Source organism: Micromonospora sp. NPDC050276, from assembly GCF_044459545.1.
GTDB lineage: Bacteria > Actinomycetota > Actinomycetes > Mycobacteriales > Micromonosporaceae > Micromonospora.
Genome location: NZ_JBITJA010000011.1, coordinates 162,435 through 181,474, shown reverse-complemented (window position 1 = coordinate 181,474; position 19,040 = coordinate 162,435). Strand labels below are relative to the sequence as shown.

Genomic DNA, 19,040 nt, shown 5'->3' with positions numbered 1-19,040 from the left:
GAGTCCCGTACGGCGGGCTCACCAACGCGGTGCCGATCCGTCACGATCCGGGTCGCCGCCCAGTGCCGCGATGCCGAGCCAGTCGGCGCAGACATCCGACGTGGCCGGGTGCAGTGAGCCGCACCGGGCGTCGCGGTAGAGCCGTTCCAACGGATGACCACGGCGGGTCGCCGACGTGCCCGCCGCCTCCAGCACGGACGCCGCCACCTCGGCGGCCGTGGTGCCGGCGAGCAGCTTCGCCCGCCACACCCAGCGGTTGGTCTCCTCGTCACCGGGGGCCTCGTCCACCCGGCGGGCCGCCTCCGCGACCACCAGTTGCGCGGCGGCCGTCGCCGCGTCCGCCCGACCCAACCGGGCCCGCACCGCCGGCAGGCCGGCGAGGTTACGGGCGTTGAGGTGCTCGGCCGCCGCGTCGATCGCCGCGCGGGCGACCCCCACGTAGACGGCCGCGTAGCTGGCCACCAGCCAGTGCGGCATCAGTTGGGCGACCACCAGCGCCAGCCCTTCCACCCCACCGAGCAGCCGGTCCGCCGGCACGCTGACATCCAGGTGCAGGTCGTGGGAGGAGGTGGCGCGCATGCCGAGCGAGTCCCAGGTCGGCTCCACGGTCAGTCCGTCGCCGGCCGGCACCAGGAACTGGGAGACCACGGACTGATCGGCCGCGCTGCGCGCCGCCACCAGGTAGCCGTCCGCGTGCCCCGCCCCGGAGCAGAAGGTCTTGCTGCCCTTGAGCTGCCAGCCCCCGTCGGTCGGCTCGTACGCCGTGGTCAGCTGGGACAGCCGGGCACCCGCGCCCCGCTCGCTCATCGCGACCGCGTACCAGGACCCCTGGGCGGCGGCGGTGAGCAGCCGGTCCCGGGCGGCCAACGCCTCGTCCGGTACGCCCAGCGCCTCGGCCAACTCCTCGGTGACCGCGCCCAGCGCGCCGGTCACCGAGGCGTGCATGTTGAACACCAGGGCGGTCGCACCGTTGCCCCGGGCAAGCTCAGTGGCCACCGCGGCGTACTCGGCGAAGGTGGCTCCCAGACCGCCGAGGGCCCGGGGCACCATCAACCCGAACAGGCCGGCCTCGCGCAGGTCGGCGAAGTCGTCCACGGGGAAGGAACCGTCCCGGTCGTGCTCGGCCGCCCGCGCGGCGAACCGCGGTGCCAACCGGCGTGCTGCCTCAAGCGCGTGCACCGTCATCTCGTTCCTCCTCGGCGTTCCATACCCCGCCACGGCCTGACTATCCTTTGCGGACCCCCCGGCCCTGGTAGAGCACAGCGGTGGACCGGGTCGGCACGATGCGCGGCGCATTACCGGCCGGCGTCGCAGCGGACGCGCCGCCCGCGCGGGCGCGGCGCAACAGCCAGGCGAGCATGCCGCCGACCTGCGGACGGATGCCCTGCAGCCGCAGGTCGACACCGTGTCGGGCGCACTCGGCCACCAGCGCCCGCGCGTCCACGAACAACCGGGGATCGTGGATACCGCGTGGCACCGTCGGCAGCCGCTCGGCGATCCGTACCGCGACGAGTCGGGCCAGCGCCGTGTCGTTCAGGGTGTCCAACACCAACACGCCACCGGGGCGCAGCAGCCGACACGCCTCGGCCACCGCGCGCGGCCAGGCCGGTACGTGCTCCAGCAACTCTCCGGCGGAGACCACGTCGGCGCAGCCGTCGGGCAGCGGGACCGCGGTGGCATCACCCTGGACCACCCGCACCCCGTGCTCGGCCGCCTGCACCAGTGCCGAGCGGGTCAGGTCCACCCCGATGTGGCGGTAGCCCTTGCCGGTCAGGTGCGGCGCGAGCAGACCGGCGCCGCAGCCCAGGTCGACGAGCAGCGCGTCGGGGCGGGTGGCCGGTGGCACCAGCGCCGCACGGGCCTCCGCCAGCCAGTGCAGCATCGCGAACGCGCCATCCGGTCGCCACCACTCACCGGCCAGGTCGTCGTACTGACGCGGATCGTTTCGCGGCAGCACCCTCGCACCGCTGGATGCCCCGGCCGCAGCCACGTCTCGCATGGCACCGAGCGTGGCACGACTGCTCGGTAACGACCAGACTTCCCTTATGTCGTCGAGGGTGTTAGGGCTGGTCAGAGCGAGCCATCCGGAACCGGCCGCAGCGGTGACCACGGTGGCCGGTCTGCTGGCGTGGGGAGTGGGCCACCGACCGGCCGGAATCGCCTCGGTGGTGCTTGCCGTGCTGGCCAGTCAGCTCGCCGTCGGCTGGACCAACGACGCGCTGGACGCCGAGCGGGACGCCACTGTGGGGCGTACCGACAAGCCGGTCGCCAGTGGCGCGGTCGGGCGGCGCGCCACGGCCTGGGCCGCCGCGGCGGCCGCGGTGGCCTGCCCGCTGCTGGCGCTGACCACGAACCCGGCGGCGGCGTTCTGGTTGACGCTCGCCCTGGTCTCCGCCCTGCTCTACGACTGGCCGCTGAAGGCCACCCTGTTCTCGGTGCTGCCCTACGCGGTGTCCTTCGGCGCGCTGCCCGCCTTCGTGGTGCTGGCACTGCCCGGTCAGCCGACCCCGCCCGTCTGGTTGGTGGTGGCGGCGGCGTGCCTGGGCGCCGGCGCGCACTTCGCCAACGTGCTGCCCGACCTGGCCGACGACGCCCGGACCGGCGTGCGCGGCCTGCCGCACCGGCTGGGCGCCGCCGGCAGCCGGGTGGCCGCGGCCGGCCTCCTCCTCGCGGCGACGGCGGCCCTGGCCCTCGGCCCTCCGGGGCCACCGTCGGCGATCGGCTGGGCGGCGGTCGGCACGGCCGCCGTGGTGCCGCCGCTGAGCTGGTACGCCGGGCGCTCGGCGATCCGGGCCGGCCGGCGGCCGGTGGCGGCCTTCCGGGCGGTGATGCTGGTGGCCCTCATCGACGTGGTTCTGCTGGTGGCGAGCGGTCGGGTGGTGTGACAGCCACCCGGTGAGGTGGCATTGCCGGGTCCGCGTGCGGGCCTCGATCAGCCCCAACTACCCTGGAGCGCGGTCTGCGCGGGTATGGCCACCGCGCCCGGCGTACGGCCCGGGTGGGGATTGTGACGAGGAGGACCGACGTGACGCGCTCGATCAGGGGATCCCGGCGGGCGGCCCTGTTGCTGTCCGGAGTTGCGGCAGCCAGCCTGCTGACCTCCGGATGCGGCACCGGTCAGATCGCCGAGACCGCGTTGAAGGAGCCGTCGGTCCAGGGCGTCAACCTCACGACCAGCAACGGCTCCTTCTCCGTGCGCGGCCTGCTGGTGGACTTCCCGGGCACCGAGGGTTACCGGACCGGCCAGGACGCCGGGCTCAGCGCGGTGATCTACAACGACTCCAAGGAGACCGTGACGGTCACCGTCACCACCGAGAGCGCCCGCGAGGTGGTGATCAGCGGCGGCTCGGCGAGCCCGTCGCCGTCCGCCTCCGAGTCCGCCTCGACGAGCCCGTCGCCGTCCGGCTCGGCCAGCCCGTCGACCTCGACGTCCGGTTCGGCGAGCCCCTCGGCCACGCCCTCCGAGACCGGGTCGTCCTCGGCCACCCCGTCCGCCCCCGAGTCGGCGCGGGCGTCGGGTTCGGCCAGCCCGGCCGCTCCGGGTCAGCCGGCCCGGATCGAGCTGGCGCCGTTGAGCTACATCCAGTTCAACTCGGAGGCCACCAGTCAGCTCCGGCTGATCGGCCTGACCGAGGCGCTGCGCTCCGGCCAGAACGTCGTGGTGACCTTCGACTTCGGCAACGGCAACACGGTCACCGGCCAGGCGCCGATCGCGGTGCCGCTCACCCCGGCGGCCCCTCCGTCGCCGATCATCGAGCGCGAGGGTGGCTACGAGGGCAACGAGGGCGGCACGACCCACGAGTGACCCGACCCCGCACATCGACAAACGCCCCGGCGTGGTGACCACCACGCCGGGGTGTTTTCGTCGTACGCGAGGACTAGCGTCCTGATGTGACCACCTCCCGATCGACCCCTCCGCGGGGCGGCACGGCCGGTGCCGCCCGTGGTCGGTCCGCCGCCCGCGAGCCGCGTCCGGCCTACCAGTGCGACGCCTGCGGGCACCAGCCACCCAAGTGGGTGGGGCGCTGCCCAGAGTGCGGCGAGTGGGGGGCGGTGGTCGAGAGCACGGTGACCGGCCCGACCGTCTCCGGTCGGGTGGTCAGCTCCCGGATGCCGGCCGAGCCGGCCCGACCGATCGCCACCATCAGCGCCGCTCCGGCACGCGCCCGTCCCACCGGGGTGAGCGAGCTCGACCGGGTGCTCGGCGGCGGCCTGGTCCCCGGAGCCGTGGTGTTGCTCGCCGGCGAGCCCGGCGTGGGCAAGTCCACCCTCCTACTGGACGTGGCGCAGCAGTGGGCGGTCGGCGCTGGCAGCCCTTCGCTGGTGGTCAGTGGCGAAGAATCGGTGAGTCAGGTGCGCCTGCGCGCCGAGCGGATGGGCACCCTGCACGAGCAGCTCTACCTCGCCGCGGAGAGCGACCTGGCCTCGGTGCTCGGTCACCTCGACGCGGTCAAGCCGGGCCTGTTGGTGCTCGACTCGGTGCAGACCATCTCGACCACCGGCACCGAGGGGGTGCCCGGTGGCGTGACCCAGGTCCGCGCGGTCACCGCCGCGCTGGTCTCGGTCGCCAAAGAGCGGGGCATCGCGACCGTGCTGGTCGGGCACGTCACCAAGGACGGCCAGGTCGCCGGGCCTCGGGTGCTGGAGCACCTGGTCGACGTGGTGTTGCACTTCGAGGGCGACAAGCACTCGTCGCTGCGCCTGGTGCGCGGCGTGAAGAACAGGTTCGGCGCAGCCGACGAGGTCGGCTGCTTCGAGATGCACGAGGGCGGCATCAGCAGCCTGGCCGACCCGTCCGGTTTGTTCCTGACCCGCTACGCGGAACCGGTCCCGGGCACCTGCGTGACGGTGGCCATGGAGGGGCGGCGGGCGCTGGTCACCGAGGTGCAGGCGCTGATCGGCGCGACCGTGGCGGGCTCTCCCCGACGCACCGTCTCCGGTCTCGACTCGGCGCGACTGGCGATGGTGCTCGCGGTCCTGCAACGGCGCACCGAGCGGCTGACCCTGCACGACCGGGAGGTCTTCGCCGCCACGGTGGGCGGGATCCGGGTGGTGGAGCCGGCCGCCGACCTCGCGGTGGCGCTGGCGGTCGCCTCCGGCGGGCTCAACCTGGCGATCGCGCCGCACCTGGTGGCGATCGGTGAGGTGGGGCTGACCGGTGAGGTACGCCGGGTCGGGGCGGTGCCTCGCCGGCTGGCCGAGGCGGCCCGGCTGGGGTTCAAGGTGGCCCTCGTGCCGCCCGGTTGCGGCCCGGCCAGCACCGGCGCCGGCCCCGAGCAGATGCGGGTGACCGAGGTCACCGACGTCCGTTCGGCGCTGCACCATGCGGCCCGCGCGTCCGCCGAGTGACCCACCGTGCCGACGAGGGCGGCGAAACCGGACAGCACGTCGCAAGCGGAAAACGTTGGAAAGGGCGGCATCGTGACACATCACAGTAACCACGACAGCACCCACCGCACGGCAGTCCGTAGACTGTGCCCGTGCCGATCGACCGCGATACCACCAAGCCAGCCGGCGCGCCGCCCCAGGCCCGCACCGGCGCCGTGGGCTCGCCCGCCCGCCCGATCAGCGTGAGCGTGACCGCGGGAGCCGCCGGGAGCGCCGGGGATCCGCTGCGGGCCAATCTCGCCCTAATGGCCCCGGGCACCGCCCTGCGTGACGGTCTGGAGCGCATCCTGCGGGGTCGCACGGGCGCTCTCATCGTGCTCGGCTACGACAAGGTGGTCGAGGGCCTGTGCACCGGCGGCTTCCCGCTGGACGTGGAGTTCTCCGCGACCCGGGTGCGCGAGCTGTGCAAGATGGACGGCGCCGTCGTGCTCTCCAGCGACGGCACCAGGATCGTCCGGGCGGCCGTGCACCTGATGCCCGACCCGTCCATCCCAACCGAAGAGTCCGGCACCCGACACCGCACGGCCGAGCGGGTGGCCCGACAGACCGGCTATCCGGTCATTTCGGTCAGTCAGTCCATGCGGATCATCAGCCTCTACGTCAACGGCCAACGGCACGTGCTCGACGACTCGGCGGCGATCCTCTCCCGGGCCAACCAGGCGCTCGCCACCCTGGAGCGCTACAAGCTCCGGCTGGACGAGGTCTCCGGCACGCTCTCCGCCCTGGAGATCGAGGATCTGGTCACCGTGCGGGATGCGGTGGCCGTGGTGCAGCGGCTGGAGATGGTTCGCCGGATCGCCGACGAGATCGCCGGTTACGTGGTGGAGCTGGGCACCGACGGCCGTCTGCTCGCCCTGCAACTCGACGAGCTGATGGCCGGGGTCGACGCCGACCGGACGCTTGTCATCCGGGACTACCTCCCGGTCGGCCGCAAGTCGCGCACCCTCGACGAGGCGCTTGTCGAGCTGGACCTGCTCGGTGCCACCGAGCTGATCGACCTGGTGTCGGTGGCCAAGGCGATCGGCTACCCGGCCGCGTCCGACGCACTGGACGCGGCCGTCAGCCCGCGTGGCTTCCGGCTGCTGGCGAAGGTGCCCCGACTGCCGGTGGCGGTGGTCGATCGGCTGGTGCTGCACTTCGGCAGCCTCCAGCGGCTGCTCGGCGCGACCGTGGAAGACCTGCAGGCCGTCGAGGGCGTGGGCGATGCCCGGGCCCGGGGCGTCCGGGAAGGGCTGTCCCGGCTCGCCGAGGCATCCATCCTGGAACGCTACGTCTGACCCGACTCAGCCGGTGACGGTGAGCTTCACGGGGTCGCTGAGCTTCGTGCCGACCCGGGCGAACACCTGGTACGACCCGACCGGCGCGAACGGTCCGCCGGCAAGCGCACCGTCACAGCGGCTGGTGTCCCGCCCGTTCCACGGCACCTGGTAGGAACGCACGAAGTCCGGCGTGAACGCCTGCACGTCCGACCCGGTGGCCTTGGCGCAGGTGTCCGACGACCAGACCTTCTCGGCACCGGACTTGATGAAGATCTCCTGAAGATCGGCGCCGACGTTGCGACTGCACGTCCGGTCCGACGTGTTTTTGATCTTCAGTTCCAGCTCGACCACCGCTCCTCGCTGAACCGAGGTCGCACTCGCCGACGAGACCACGCTGATCTCGTCGTCGGTGCAGGTGCTGTCGTCCTCCGAACCGGCGGCCGCACTCAACGGAGGCGTGTTGCTGGTGATCGCGGGGGTCGGATTCGTCAGGCCCGAATCGGCTGACGCGGACGTCGACGGGCCCCCGGTCTGCGGTGTCAGCACCGGTCCGCCGGGATCAGACGTCGCCGACGGCGAACCCCCCGCCTTCGGCTGCTGACCCCCGGAACGACCCGGACCGGTGCAGGAGTAGAGCAGGACAATCAGGAAGAGAAACCCCGCTCCGAGTACGACGGCGCGACGCCGCCAGTACACGGCGGGTGGCAGGGGGCCGACCGTCAGACGCATGATGCCCTCCACCGTAGTCGCGCCCCAGCCGCGAGTGCGGCGCGACGCGCCGGGGCCGCTTTCGGGCGCGCGCCCCACCCTCCACAAGGGACGGAGGGCGCAACCGCCCGGCACCCGGTCACAGATAGACCTTGCGCTGGTAGACGGCGTGCGCGCCGGCCACCCGATCCAGGAAGAGCAGCCCCGCGCAATGGTCGATCTCGTGCTGTAACGCCCGAGCCTCGAAGCCGTCGGTCACCAGCCGGACCGGCTCACCGGTGCCCGGCAGGTCACCCTCCACCACCAGCCGGCTGGCCCGCTTCACGTCCCCGGTGAGGTCCGGCACGGACATGCAGCCCTCGCGGCCCGGTTTCCACCGCGTCGCCTCGACCACGCGGGCGTTGCACAGCACGAACGTGCCGTGCACCGTGACCGCCTTCGGGTGCCCGGTCACGTCGACGGCGAAGACGCGTGCGCCAACCCCCACCTGCGGCGCGGCCAACCCGACGCAACCCGGCGAGACTCTCATCGTGGCCACCAGGTCGGCCGCGAGTTGGACCGTCTCCTTCGCGGTGGGGTCGACCTCGTCAGCGGCCCGACTCAACACCGGATGCGGCGCGGACACCACCGCCCGCACCTCGCCCGGCACGTCCAACGACTCCGGTGTCCAGTCCCCCAGACCGGCGGGCGGCCCCTCGCCGGTCACAACAGGTCCGAGTCCGCCGGCCGGAGCGTGACCTCCACGCCCAGCTCGGCAGCCGTCCGGTGCAGCCGGTCGATCAGCGTGTCCGCCACGCCCGCCGGCAACTCGACCTCCGCCACCACCACGTAGAGCGCACCGGTCAACCGGGTGCTCAAATCGGTGACATTCCCGCCGGCGTCCACCAGCACCCGCGTCATCGCCGCGACGATCCCCATCCGGTCCGAACCGTGCACCGCCATCACGTACGGCTCACCCGCCGCAGGCACCTCCCCATCCGGGGTTACCGCGCGTACCGTCGCCAGCAGCTGGCCCTCGGCGGCCAGCGGCGCCAGCGCGGCCTCGACCTCGGCAGCGGCCGGCCCGGTGCAGATGAGGGTCATCGCGAAATGCCCCCGCAGCCGCGTCATCGTGCTGTCGGTGAGGTTCGCGCCCAGTCCGGCCAGCACCTCCGCGACGTCGGCCACGATGCCCGGCCGGTCCCGACCGATGACGGTGATCGCGAGCTCGTTCATTCGGGCATTCTCCCCCGTCCGGCGAACGTCGACGCGGCACCCCGCCCGAGCCGCCCACCCAACGGGAACGCCACCCGTGACATCATCGACGACGCCATGACTTCACCCGATTTCGCCACCCTGGTCAGCCGATGGTTCCAACAACACGCCCGTGACCTGCCGTGGCGCGAGCCCGGGGTCACCCCGTGGGCCATCCTGGTCAGCGAGGTCATGCTCCAGCAGACGCCCGTGGTCCGGGTGGTGCCGGCCTGGCAGGCGTGGCTGGCCCGCTGGCCGGACCCGGCCGCGTTGGCGGCGGACACCCCGGCCGAGGCGATCCGGATGTGGGGACGCCTCGGCTACCCCCGTCGGGCGGTCCGGCTGCGGGAATGCGCGGTCGCGATCGTCGACCGGCACGGCGGGCAGGTGCCGGACCGGCTGGAGCAGCTACTGGCCCTGCCGGGCGTCGGCACCTACACGGCACGGGCGGTGGCCGCGTTCGCGTACGGCCAGCGGCACCCCGTGGTCGACACCAACGTGCGCCGGGTCGTCTGCCGGGCGGTGGCCGGCGAACCGGACGCCGGGCCGGTCACCCGACCAGCCGACCTGGTCGCCACCGAAGAACTGCTTCCGATCGAACCGGCCGCGGCGGCGTTGGCCAGTGCCGCGTTCATGGAACTGGGCGCGGTGATCTGCACGGCCCGGTCACCGCGCTGCCCAGCCTGCCCGGTCGAGGCGATCTGCGCGTGGCGGGCGTCCGGCCGGCGGGCGCCGACGGGGCCAAGCCGCCGACCCCAGCGGTACGCGGGCACCGACCGGCAGGTACGCGGCCTGCTGCTCGGAGTGCTCCGGGAGAGCACCGAGCCGGTCCCGCACCAGCGGCTCGACCAGGTCTGGACCGACGACGTACAACGCGCCCGCGCCCTCGCTGGCCTGGTGCAGGACGGGCTGGTCGAACCGGCCGGCGCCGACTCCTTCCGGCTGGCCGGCGACAATCCGTCCCTCCCCACCGCCGACCTGACCACCTGACGACCCCACTCTGCCCACCGGACCCAAGGGCCCCACGGCGCACGGGCACCCCTCAGCACCCAATGGCCGTCGCCGACGCACCGCGCGGGGGCGGGTATGGCCTGTGCGGCGCCAAGCGCGCCAACGCAGCGGCTCTGACCTGTGCGTCGGCCACCGCGACGAGCCAGCGCGGCGGGCATGACCTGTGGGGGATGCAGAAAGGGCGGGGCCCCGATGGCTTGCGCCGTCGGGGCCCCGCCTCTTGCTGGTTGTGCTACTCGTCCACGCCTGCGGCGGCGGTGCCAGCGGCAGTGCCACCGAGGTCGGCCGGGACGGCGTCCGGAACTTCGACCGGCTTGTCCGAGCCCCGGAAGACGAGCTTGGACTTGTCGATGTCGTCCGGGTCGCCTTCGCAGTCCACCACGACGATCTGACCCGGGGTCAGCTCGTTGAACAGGATGCGCTCGGAGAGGTTGTCCTCGATGTCGCGCTGGATCGTGCGACGAAGCGGACGGGCACCGAGCACCGGGTCGAAGCCCTTCGCGGCCAGGTACTTCTTGGCGTTGTCGGTCAGCTCCAGACCCATGTCCTTGTTGCGCAGCTGGCCTTCGATCCGCTGGATCATGATGTCCACGATCGAGAGGATCTCGGTCTGGCGCAGCTGGTGGAAGACGATGGTGTCGTCGATCCGGTTGAGGAACTCAGGCCGGAAGTGCTGCTTGAGCTCGTCGTTGACCTTCTGCTTCATCCGGTCGTAGTTGGACTCGGAGTCCTCCGACTGCTGGAAGCCCAGCGACACCGCCTTGGCGACGTCACGGGTGCCCAGGTTGGTGGTCAGGATGATGACCGTGTTCTTGAAGTCCACGATCCGACCCTGGCCGTCGGTGAGCCGACCGTCTTCGAGGATCTGCAGGAGCGTGTTGAACACGTCCGGGTGGGCCTTCTCGATCTCGTCGAAGAGGACCACCGAGAACGGCCGACGCCGCACCTTCTCGGTCAGCTGCCCGCCCTCGTCGTAGCCGACGTAGCCGGGAGGGGCACCCACGAGCCGGGAGACCGTGTAACGGTCGTGGAACTCGGACATGTCCAGCTGGATGAGGGCATCCTCGCTGCCGAAGAGGAACTCGGCGAGCGCCTTGGACAGCTCGGTCTTACCGACGCCGGACGGGCCGGCGAAGATGAACGAGCCCGACGGGCGCTTCGGGTCCTTCAGGCCGGCCCGGGTACGCCGGATCGCCTTCGAGACCGCCTTGACCGCATCCTCCTGGCCGATGACGCGCTTGTGCAGCTCGTCCTCCATGCGCAGCAGGCGTGAGGTCTCCTCCTCGGTCAGCTTGTAGACCGGGATGCCGGTCCAGTTGCCGAGCACCTCGGCGATCTGCTCGTCGTCAACCTCGCTGACGACGTCCAGGTCACCGGCCTTCCACTCCTTCTCCCGCTGAGCCTTCTGACCCAGCAGCTGCTTCTCCTTGTCACGCAGCTGCGCGGCGCGCTCGAAGTCCTGCGCGTCGATCGCGGACTCCTTGTCGCGACGCACCTGGGCGATGCGCTCGTCGAAGTCACGCAGGTCTGGCGGCGCGGTCATCCGACGGATCCGCATCCGGGCACCGGCCTCGTCGATCAGGTCGATCGCCTTGTCCGGCAGGAAGCGGTCGGAGATGTACCGGTCGGCCAGGGTCGCGGCAGCCACGAGAGCGGCATCCGTGATCGAGACGCGGTGGTGAGCCTCGTAGCGGTCACGCAGGCCCTTGAGGATCTCGATGGTGTGGGCCAGCGACGGCTCACCCACCTGGATCGGCTGGAACCGGCGCTCGAGAGCGGCGTCCTTCTCCAGGTGCTTGCGGTATTCATCCAGCGTGGTGGCACCGATGGTCTGCAGCTCACCACGGGCCAGCATCGGCTTGAGGATGCTCGCGGCGTCGATCGCGCCCTCGGCGGCACCCGCACCCACCAGGGTGTGGATCTCGTCGATGAACAGGATGATGTCACCGCGGGTGCGGATCTCCTTGAGCACCTTCTTGAGGCGCTCCTCGAAGTCACCGCGGTAGCGGGAACCGGCGACGAGCGCGCCCAGGTCGAGCGTGTAGAGCTGCTTGTCCTTCAGAGTCTCGGGCACCTCGCCCTTGATGATCTTCTGGGACAGCCCCTCCACCACGGCGGTCTTACCGACGCCGGGCTCACCGATCAGGACCGGGTTGTTCTTGGTACGGCGGGAGAGCACCTGCATGACCCGCTCGATTTCCTTCTCGCGCCCGATGACCGGGTCGAGCTTGCCCTCGCGGGCGGCCTGAGTCAGGTTGCGGCCGAACTGGTCCAGCACCAGGCTGGTCGACGGCGCGGCCTCACCCGGCGCGGCGCCCGCCGCGGCGGGCTCCTTGCCCTGGTAGCCGGAGAGCAGCTGGATCACCTGCTGGCGGACCCGGTTGAGGTCGGCGCCGAGCTTGACCAGCACCTGGGCGGCAACGCCCTCGCCCTCACGGATCAGCCCGAGCAGGATGTGCTCCGTGCCGATGTAGTTGTGGCCGAGCTGCAGCGCCTCGCGCAGCGACAGCTCCAGCACCTTCTTCGCCCGCGGCGTGAACGGGATGTGCCCGCTCGGCGCCTGCTGGCCCTGGCCGATGATCTCCTCGACCTGCTGGCGGACGCCCTCCAGGGAGATGCCGAGGCTCTCCAGGGCCTTTGCCGCGACGCCTTCACCTTCGTGGATCAGGCCCAGCAGGATGTGTTCCGTACCGATGTAGTTGTGGTTGAGCATCCGGGCCTCTTCTTGGGCCAGGACGACAACCCGTCGCGCTCGGTCGGTGAACCGCTCGAACATGCCCTCGTGCTCCTCACGTGCCGTGCGCCTTGATGGTCAAGATCTTGGCGGGGCCGGTGCACGAACGTCCAGGACGGGCGTCCGTGCCTCCTTACTCTATCGTCGTTCACCGACTCAGCTGAGGTCGTGTGTCTCTGGTCTGGGTCGGTTCCACGTCGTTTTGAACAACCGTCCGCGCTCAGGAGGTGTTCCGGTAGCCCTGTCGCTACGCGCAGAGCGAAATCCGACTGGCTCCACGGAAGCCCTGTCCCGGCCCGGGAAGCGCTCCGGGAGGCTCCGGGAGGGCGGACCGCCGGTCGCGGCGAACCCCGCGCCCGGCCCTGGGAAGGTTGTCCACAGGCTGTGGATAGCTGTTCCACTGGTTGTGGACAACGTCGGCGGACCCGGAATGCTTCCCGCCGGGCGGATACGGCGACGCCGGCCCGGAGAACTCCTCCGGCCCGGCGTCGGTGTCGCCTGCGGTGGCGGTTGGCCACCGAGTTGCTGATGGATCAGCGCTTCGCGTGGAACTCGTCGACGATCTCCTGCGGGATACGACCCCGGTCCGAGATGTCCTTGCCGGCCTTCTTGGCCCACTCCCGGATCGCCTTGTTCTGTTCCCGATCGGCAGTCGCGCCGCCCCGACCGCGGGCAGCCCGCCCACCGATCACGACGCCGCCCCGGCCGACCTTGGTACCGGCGCCCACGTACTGCGCAAATGCATCCCGCAATTTCGCGGCGTTGGCACTCGACAGGTCGATCTCGTACTGAACGCCGTCGAGGGCGAACTTGACGGTCTCGTCCGCGTCCCCGCCGTCCAGGTCATCGACCAGCTTGTGAATGATCTGCTTGGCCACGTCCCACATTCCTTTCGAGCAGGGTGATCCTGCTAACGAGAGCACAATAACCCCCGCGCCGCTCGTCGCGTCAATAGGATCCCGTTACGGCTCGGCGTGAACCCGGGCGGGACTACTCCTGGCGGACCAACGGGAAGAGGATCGTTTCCCGAATTCCGAGGCCGGTCAGGGCCATCAACAGCCGGTCGATTCCCATTCCCATACCGCCGGCCGGCGGCATTCCGTACTCCATCGCCCGGAGAAAGTCCTCGTCGAGACGCATCGCCTCGTCGTCACCCCGGGCGCCCAGTTGCGCCTGGGCGACCAGCCGTTCCCGCTGCACGACCGGGTCGACCAGCTCGGAGTACGCGGTGCCCAGCTCGAAGCCGAGCACGTAGAGGTCCCACTTCTCGGCCAGCCCCGGCTCGCTGCGGTGGGCCCGGGTGAGCGGGCTCGTCTCCTCCGGGTAGTCCCGGACGAAGGTGGGCGCCTCCAGGCCGGGAACGACCAGTTCCTCGAACAGTTCCTCGGCCAGCTTGCCCGGACCCCACTTCGGGTCCACGGCCAATCCCACCTTGTCGGCGTACTCCACCAGGCGGGTGCGTTCGGTGCGGACCGTGACCTCCTCGCCCAGCGCCTCGGAAAGCACACCGAACAACGTCACCGACCGCCACTCGCCGCCCAGGTCGAACTCACGTCCGTCGGCGTGGGTCACCACCGTCGAGCCGCTGACTGCGATCGCCGCCTGTTGCACGAGATTGCGGGTCAACTCGGCCATCGTGTCGTAGTCGCCGTACGCCTGGTACGTCTCCAGCATCGCGAACTCCGGCGAGTGCGAAGAGTCGACACCCTCATTACGGAAGTTGCGGTTGATCTCGAAGACTCGGTCGACGCCACCGACCACGGCGCGCTTGAGAAACAGTTCCGGCGCGATTCGCAGATACAGATCGGTGTTCAACGCATTGCTGTGGGTCACGAACGGTCGGGCGGCCGCTCCTCCATGCAGCAGTTGCAACATCGGCGTTTCCACCTCGATGAAGCCCTGCCCGTGCAGTGAATCGCGCAGACTGCGTACCGCGGCGGCCCGGGTACGCACCATCTCCCGTGCCTGCGGCCGGACAATCAGGTCGACGTAACGCTGCCGGACGCGAGCCTCCTCGGAGAGGGGCTTGTGGGCCACCGGCAGCGGTCGCAGCGCCTTGGCGGTCATCTCCCACCGCTCGGCCAGCACCGACAGCTCACCCCGGCGGCTGGTTATCACCTCACCGGTGACGCCGACGTGATCGCCGAGGTCGACCAGGCGCTTCCATGCCTCCAGCCGCTCCGGCCCGACCCGATCCAGGGAGAGCATGGCCTGCAACTCGGTGCCGTCGCCGTCCCGGAGAGTCGCGAAGCAGAGCTTGCCCGTGTTCCGTACGAAGATCACCCGGCCGGTGACCGCGACCTGGTCGCCGGTCGCCGTGTCGGTCGGCAGGTCGGCGTAGCGCGCCCGGACCTGCGCCAGGGTGGCCGTGCGGGAGAAGCCGACCGGGTAGGGCTCCACGCCCTCGGCGAGCATCCGGTCCCGCTTCTCCCGGCGGACCTTCATCTGCTCGGGAAGGTCGTCGGCGGGGTCCACTGGCACGGGGTTCTGCTCGCTCACGGCACGCTTCCTCGTCACGGAGATACAGGGGGTCAGGCCCGAGCGTACTCAAGCGGCCCGGAGGCTGTTACGGGATAACCTGCCCGCCATGGTCGATCACACTCACGCCCTCTCGTTCGGTGCCGCCGCGAGCGATTACGACCGGTTTCGGCCACGTTATCCCGAGGCTGCCGTCCGCTGGGCACTCGATGGGCTGAGCGGTGCCCGGGTCGTCGACCTCGGGGCGGGCACCGGCATCCTGAGCCGGGCCGTGCTGGCCCTGGGCCACCAGGTCGTACCCGTCGAGCCCGATCCGGGGATGCGGGCGCAGCTCGCCGCCAGCACCCCGGGCACGACGGCGCTGGCGGGCAGCGCCGAGGCCGTGCCACTGCCCGACTCGACGGCAGACGCGGTGCTGGTGGGGACGGCGTACCACTGGTTCGACCGGGAGCCCGCGCACGCCGAGATGGCCCGAGTGCTCCGCCCGGGTGGCACGTTCGCCCCCATCTGGAACATCCGGGACGACAGCGTCGACTGGGTGGCCGAACTGGGCCGCATCGCGCACTTCGGGGACAAGTCGAGCCTGGTCTTCGGCGAGTACGCCGACTTCGGCCCCGCGTTCGACGCCATCGAGCAGCGCGTGTTCGAGCACCGCGCCACGCTCACCCCGGATGAGCTGTTCGGCGTGGTCCGCACCCGGTCGTACTGGCTCACCGCCGGCACGGAGGATCGGCAGCAGGTTGAGCGGGGACTGACCGAACTCCTGGACACCCACCCCGCCCTGGTGGGGCGGGAGACCATCGAACTGCCGTACCGGACGCTGGTGCTGCGCGCCCGACGGCGCTGAACCAGCGGGGTCACAGGTTGCGCTCGTAGACCATCCGCAGACCGATCAACGTGATCATCGGTTCGTGGTGGGTGATGCTGCGACACTCGTTGATCACCAGGGAGGCGAGGCCGCCGGTGGCGATCACCGCCCGCACCTCCCCCAACTCCTCGGTCATCCGCTCGACGATCCGGTCCACCTGGCCGGCGAAGCCGAAGTACAGGCCGGCCTGGAGGCACTCCACGGTGTTCTTGCCGATCACCGAGCGGGGCTTGGTGGCCTCAACCTTGCGCAGCTGCGCGGCCCGTGCGGCCAGCGCGTCGAAGGAGATCTCGATGCCCGGGGCGAAGGCACCGCCGAGGAACTCGCCGCGCTCGCTGATCACGTCGAAGTTGGTGGTGGTGCCGAAGTCCACCACGATCGACGGGCCGCCGTAGAGGGTGTACGCGGCCAGGGTGTTCACCACCCGGTCGGCGCCCACCTCCTTGGGGTTGTCGATCGCCAGCTGCACCCCGGTCCGCACTCCCGGCTCGACCACGACGCTGGGCAGGTCGGCGTAGTAGCGGCTGAGCATGGTGCGCAGCGACCGCAGCGCGGCCGGCACCGTGGAGCAGGCGGCCACACCGGTGATCTCGACGTTGTCACCGGCAAGCAGACCCCGGAACATCAGGCCCAGCTCGTCCGCCGTCGAGCGGGCATCGGTCTTGATCCGCCAGGAGTGCACCAGCTTGTCGCGGTCGAAGGTCGCCAGCACGGTGTTGGTGTTTCCGATGTCGATGCAGAGCAGCACGCACGCAGCCTAGACAACTACTCGCTACGCAGGTCCAGCGCGATGTCCAGGATCGGCGACGAGTGCGTCAGCGCGCCCACCGACAGGAAGTCGACGCCGGTGGCCGCGTACCGGGCGGCCACCTCCAGAGTCAGCCCGCCGGTCGCCTCCAGCTCCGCCCGGTCACCCACCGCGGCCACCGCCCCGGCCAGCACCTCCGGCGTCATGTTGTCGCAGAGCAGGAAGTCCGCCCCGGCCTCCACCGCCTCCACCGCCTCGTCGACGGTTGTCACCTCGACCTGCACCGGCACCTCCGGGAACGCCTCCCGGACCCGCCGGTAGGCCGCCGTGATGCCCCCGGCCGCCAGCTTGTGGTTGTCCTTGATCATGGCCACGTCGTAGAGGCCCATCCGCTTGTTGGTGCCACCGCCGGCCCGCACCGCGTACTTCTCCAGCGCCCGCAGGCCCGGCGTCGTCTTGCGGGTGTCCAGCACCATCGCCTTGGTGCCGGCCAGCGCGTCCGCCCAGGCCCGCGTGTGGGTGGCCACCCCGGACATCCGGCAGAGCAGGTTGAGCGCCGTCCGCTCGGCCGTCAGCAACAGCCGGGTCGGGCCCGTCACCGTCGCCAGCACGTCGCCGCGGGCCACCCGCTCACCGTCGCGGGCCAGCACCGACACCTCGACGGTACGACCGAAGCCGGTCACCTCGCCCACCAGCTCGAACACGGCGGCGGCCACCGCCATGCCGGCCACCACCCCGTCCGCGCGGGCCACCAGGTCGGCGGTGTCGTTCTGCTCCGCCGGAATGGTGGCCACACTGGTGACGTCCAGGAAACCCGGGCCCAGGTCCTCGACCAGCGCGCCCTCGATCACCTGGCGCACCTGCGCCGGATCCAGCCCGACCGCCCGCAGCGCCGCCTGCGTCGACTCCGTCATGACGATGTCCCCTCCCACTGTTGCGTCACCCGGCCCTGCGCCCCGACCGCTCCGACCAGGTGGCCGAGCCACCGCTCGTCGGCCGTCGGGAAGTCCTCCCGCCAGTGGCAACCCCGGGTCTCCCCGCGTGCGTACGCGGCGGCAACCAGCGTCGACGCCACGGTGAGCAGGTTCGTCGCCTCCCAGTCGGCGGTGCGCGGCCGGCCCCGGGCGACGCCCAACTCGGTCAGCGTCCCGGCCGCGTCGGCCAGCGTCGCCGCGGACCGGAGCACGCCGGCCCCCCGGGTCATCGACCGTTGCAGGGTCGGCGTCGCCGCCGCCGGCAGCACCCAGCCCGCAGCCCCACGCCAGGCACCGGTGTCCGCCGGCTGCGCCTGCTCGGGCAGGCCGGCCGCGATGTCCTCGGCGATCCGCCGGGAGAAGACCAGACCCTCCAGCAGTGAGTTGCTGGCCAGCCGGTTCGCGCCGTGCACGCCCGTGCAGGCCACCTCCCCACAGGCGTACAGCCCGGGGATGGAGGTGCGCCCGCGCAGGTCGGTGCGGACCCCACCGGAGGCGTAGTGGGCGGCCGGCGCCACCGGGATCAGGTCGGTCGCCGGGTCCACGCCGATCGCCAGGCAGGATGCCACGATGGTGGGGAACCGACCGGCCAGGAAGTCGCCGCCCAGGTGTCGCGCGTCGAGGAAGACGTGGTCCGCGCCGGTGGCCAGCAGCTCCCGGTGGATGCCCTTGGCCACCACGTCCCGGGGGGCCAACTCGGCCAACTCGTGCTGGCCCACCATGAACCTCTTGCCGTCCGCGTCCACCAGGTGCGCGCCCTCGCCGCGCAGCGCCTCGGAGACCAGTGGCTGCTGCGCGTGCCCGGCACCGGGCACCCCCGCGCCGGGCGGGGTGATCAGGGCGGTCGGGTGGAACTGGACGAACTCCACGTCGGTCACCGCCGCGCCGGCCCGCAGCGCCAGCGCCACACCGTCCCCGGTGGAGACCGCCGGGTTGGTGGTGGCCGCGAAGACCTGCCCCATCCCGCCGGTGGCGAGCACCACCGCACGGGCCAGCAACGCGCCGACGCCGTCCTCGCTGCCCTCACCCAACACGTGCAGGGTGATCCCGCAGGCCGGGCCGAGCCCGCCCGGACCGTCGCCGGGCGCCCGCAGCAGGTCCAGCACGAGGGCGTGTTCGACCAGCCGGATCCACGGGTCGCGCTGCACCGCGGCGTGCAGGGCCCGCTGCACCTCCGCACCGGTGGCGTCCCCGCCGGCGTGCACGATCCGGTCCGCCCGGTGCCCGCCCTCGCGGGTCAACATCAGCGAGCCGTCCGGGTGACGATCGAACTCGGCGCCGATCCGCATCAGCTCCCGGAGCCGGGTCGGGCCCTCCTCGACCAGCACCCGGACCGCCGCCGGGTCGCAGAGCCCGACCCCGGCGACCTCGGTGTCCCGGGCATGCGCCGCCGGAGTGTCGGCCGGGTCGAGCACGGCCGCGATGCCACCCTGCGCCCACCGGGTCGAGCCGTCGTCAATGTTGACCTTGGTGACCACCGTGACGTGCAGGCCCGCCTCCCGCAGGTGCAACGCCGCGGTCAACCCGGCCACGCCGGAACCCACCACGATCACGTCGGTGGTCTCCACCCAGCCGGGCGCGGGCGCGGCCAGCAACGCGGGTAGGGCAGGCAGGTCGACGGTCGGAAGGTCCATCCCCC

17 protein-coding genes are annotated in these 19,040 nt (G+C 71.6%); 6 read left to right on the top strand and 11 right to left on the bottom strand.

All coding sequences use genetic code 11. The features are described from left to right. Positions 1-18: 18 nt before the first annotated feature. Together ACIBF8_RS23995 and ACIBF8_RS23990 are read right to left on the bottom strand one after the other, a co-directional pair. Positions 19-1,185, bottom strand: coding sequence for an acyl-CoA dehydrogenase family protein (locus tag ACIBF8_RS23995; RefSeq protein ID WP_396785759.1), 1,167 nt, complete (start codon positions 1,183-1,185; stop codon positions 19-21). Between the two features lie 40 nt (positions 1,186-1,225). Further along, on the bottom strand, positions 1,226-1,999 hold the full coding sequence (locus tag ACIBF8_RS23990) for a class I SAM-dependent methyltransferase (RefSeq protein WP_396785757.1): 774 nt from the start codon (positions 1,997-1,999) through the stop codon (positions 1,226-1,228). Between the two features lie 46 nt (positions 2,000-2,045). Between ACIBF8_RS23990 and ACIBF8_RS23985 the strand changes: the two genes are divergently transcribed. From ACIBF8_RS23985 to disA, 4 genes are all read left to right on the top strand, one after another. Further along, positions 2,046-2,885: a UbiA family prenyltransferase gene (locus ACIBF8_RS23985; protein WP_396785756.1), complete on the top strand. Its 840-nt coding sequence runs from the start codon at positions 2,046-2,048 to the stop codon at positions 2,883-2,885. A 140-nt stretch (positions 2,886-3,025) separates the two neighbouring features. After that, positions 3,026-3,805, top strand: coding sequence for a hypothetical protein (locus tag ACIBF8_RS23980; RefSeq protein ID WP_396785755.1), 780 nt, complete (start codon positions 3,026-3,028; stop codon positions 3,803-3,805). An 86-nt stretch (positions 3,806-3,891) separates the two neighbouring features. Next, on the top strand, positions 3,892-5,349 hold the full coding sequence (radA, locus tag ACIBF8_RS23975) for a DNA repair protein RadA (RefSeq protein WP_396785754.1): 1,458 nt from the start codon (positions 3,892-3,894) through the stop codon (positions 5,347-5,349). Positions 5,350-5,480: 131 nt separating this feature from the next. Beyond that, positions 5,481-6,665, top strand: coding sequence for a DNA integrity scanning diadenylate cyclase DisA (gene disA, locus ACIBF8_RS23970; RefSeq protein ID WP_030327921.1), 1,185 nt, complete (start codon positions 5,481-5,483; stop codon positions 6,663-6,665). A 6-nt stretch (positions 6,666-6,671) separates the two neighbouring features. Here the strand turns inward: disA and ACIBF8_RS23965 are convergent, their stop codons facing one another. The 3 genes from ACIBF8_RS23965 to ACIBF8_RS23955 form a co-directional block, all read right to left on the bottom strand. Next, complete coding sequence (locus tag ACIBF8_RS23965; protein WP_396785753.1) at positions 6,672-7,376, bottom strand: hypothetical protein; 705 nt, start codon at positions 7,374-7,376, stop codon at positions 6,672-6,674. Positions 7,377-7,494: 118 nt separating this feature from the next. After that, positions 7,495-8,061 carry a peptide deformylase gene (locus ACIBF8_RS23960; RefSeq protein WP_396785752.1) on the bottom strand — a complete coding sequence of 189 codons (567 nt, stop codon included), beginning with the start codon at positions 8,059-8,061 and terminating at the stop codon, positions 7,495-7,497. Then, positions 8,058-8,570 (bottom strand): glycine cleavage system protein R, encoded by a 513-nt coding sequence (locus ACIBF8_RS23955; RefSeq protein ID WP_396785751.1) that lies wholly within the window; start codon positions 8,568-8,570, stop codon positions 8,058-8,060. Before ACIBF8_RS23955 ends, ACIBF8_RS23960 begins: the two co-directional genes overlap by 4 nt. A gap of 96 nt (positions 8,571-8,666) precedes the next feature. Between ACIBF8_RS23955 and ACIBF8_RS23950 the strand changes: the two genes are divergently transcribed. Further along, on the top strand, positions 8,667-9,578 hold the full coding sequence (locus ACIBF8_RS23950) for an A/G-specific adenine glycosylase (RefSeq protein ID WP_396785750.1): 912 nt from the start codon (positions 8,667-8,669) through the stop codon (positions 9,576-9,578). A gap of 253 nt (positions 9,579-9,831) precedes the next feature. Here the strand turns inward: ACIBF8_RS23950 and ACIBF8_RS23945 are convergent, their stop codons facing one another. The 3 genes from ACIBF8_RS23945 to lysS form a co-directional block, all read right to left on the bottom strand. Further along, on the bottom strand, positions 9,832-12,375 hold the full coding sequence (locus ACIBF8_RS23945) for an ATP-dependent Clp protease ATP-binding subunit (RefSeq protein WP_030327930.1): 2,544 nt from the start codon (positions 12,373-12,375) through the stop codon (positions 9,832-9,834). 491 nt (positions 12,376-12,866) lie between these two features. Further along, positions 12,867-13,211, bottom strand: a complete 345-nt coding sequence (locus ACIBF8_RS23940; protein ID WP_396785748.1) for an Lsr2 family protein — start codon at positions 13,209-13,211, stop codon at positions 12,867-12,869. Between the two features lie 112 nt (positions 13,212-13,323). Continuing rightward, complete coding sequence (gene lysS, locus ACIBF8_RS23935; protein WP_396785746.1) at positions 13,324-14,832, bottom strand: lysine--tRNA ligase; 1,509 nt, start codon at positions 14,830-14,832, stop codon at positions 13,324-13,326. An 88-nt stretch (positions 14,833-14,920) separates the two neighbouring features. Between lysS and ACIBF8_RS23930 the strand changes: the two genes are divergently transcribed. Continuing rightward, entirely contained in the window at positions 14,921-15,658 is a 738-nt protein-coding gene (locus tag ACIBF8_RS23930; protein WP_396785744.1) for a class I SAM-dependent methyltransferase, read from the top strand. A gap of 10 nt (positions 15,659-15,668) precedes the next feature. On the opposite strand, the gene ACIBF8_RS23925 is transcribed toward ACIBF8_RS23930, so the two are convergent. Genes ACIBF8_RS23925 through ACIBF8_RS23915 form a run of 3 tightly spaced genes read right to left on the bottom strand, consistent with a single transcriptional unit; the run spans position 15,669 to position 19,035 of the window. Beyond that, entirely contained in the window at positions 15,669-16,427 is a 759-nt protein-coding gene (locus tag ACIBF8_RS23925; RefSeq protein WP_396785742.1) for a type III pantothenate kinase, read from the bottom strand. 17 nt (positions 16,428-16,444) lie between these two features. After that, positions 16,445-17,341, bottom strand: coding sequence for a carboxylating nicotinate-nucleotide diphosphorylase (gene nadC / locus ACIBF8_RS23920; RefSeq protein WP_396785740.1), 897 nt, complete (start codon positions 17,339-17,341; stop codon positions 16,445-16,447). After that, positions 17,338-19,035 carry an L-aspartate oxidase gene (locus ACIBF8_RS23915; protein ID WP_396785738.1) on the bottom strand — a complete coding sequence of 566 codons (1,698 nt, stop codon included), beginning with the start codon at positions 19,033-19,035 and terminating at the stop codon, positions 17,338-17,340. The genes nadC and ACIBF8_RS23915 overlap by 4 nt, the downstream gene beginning before the upstream one ends. Positions 19,036-19,040 lie beyond the last annotated feature (5 nt).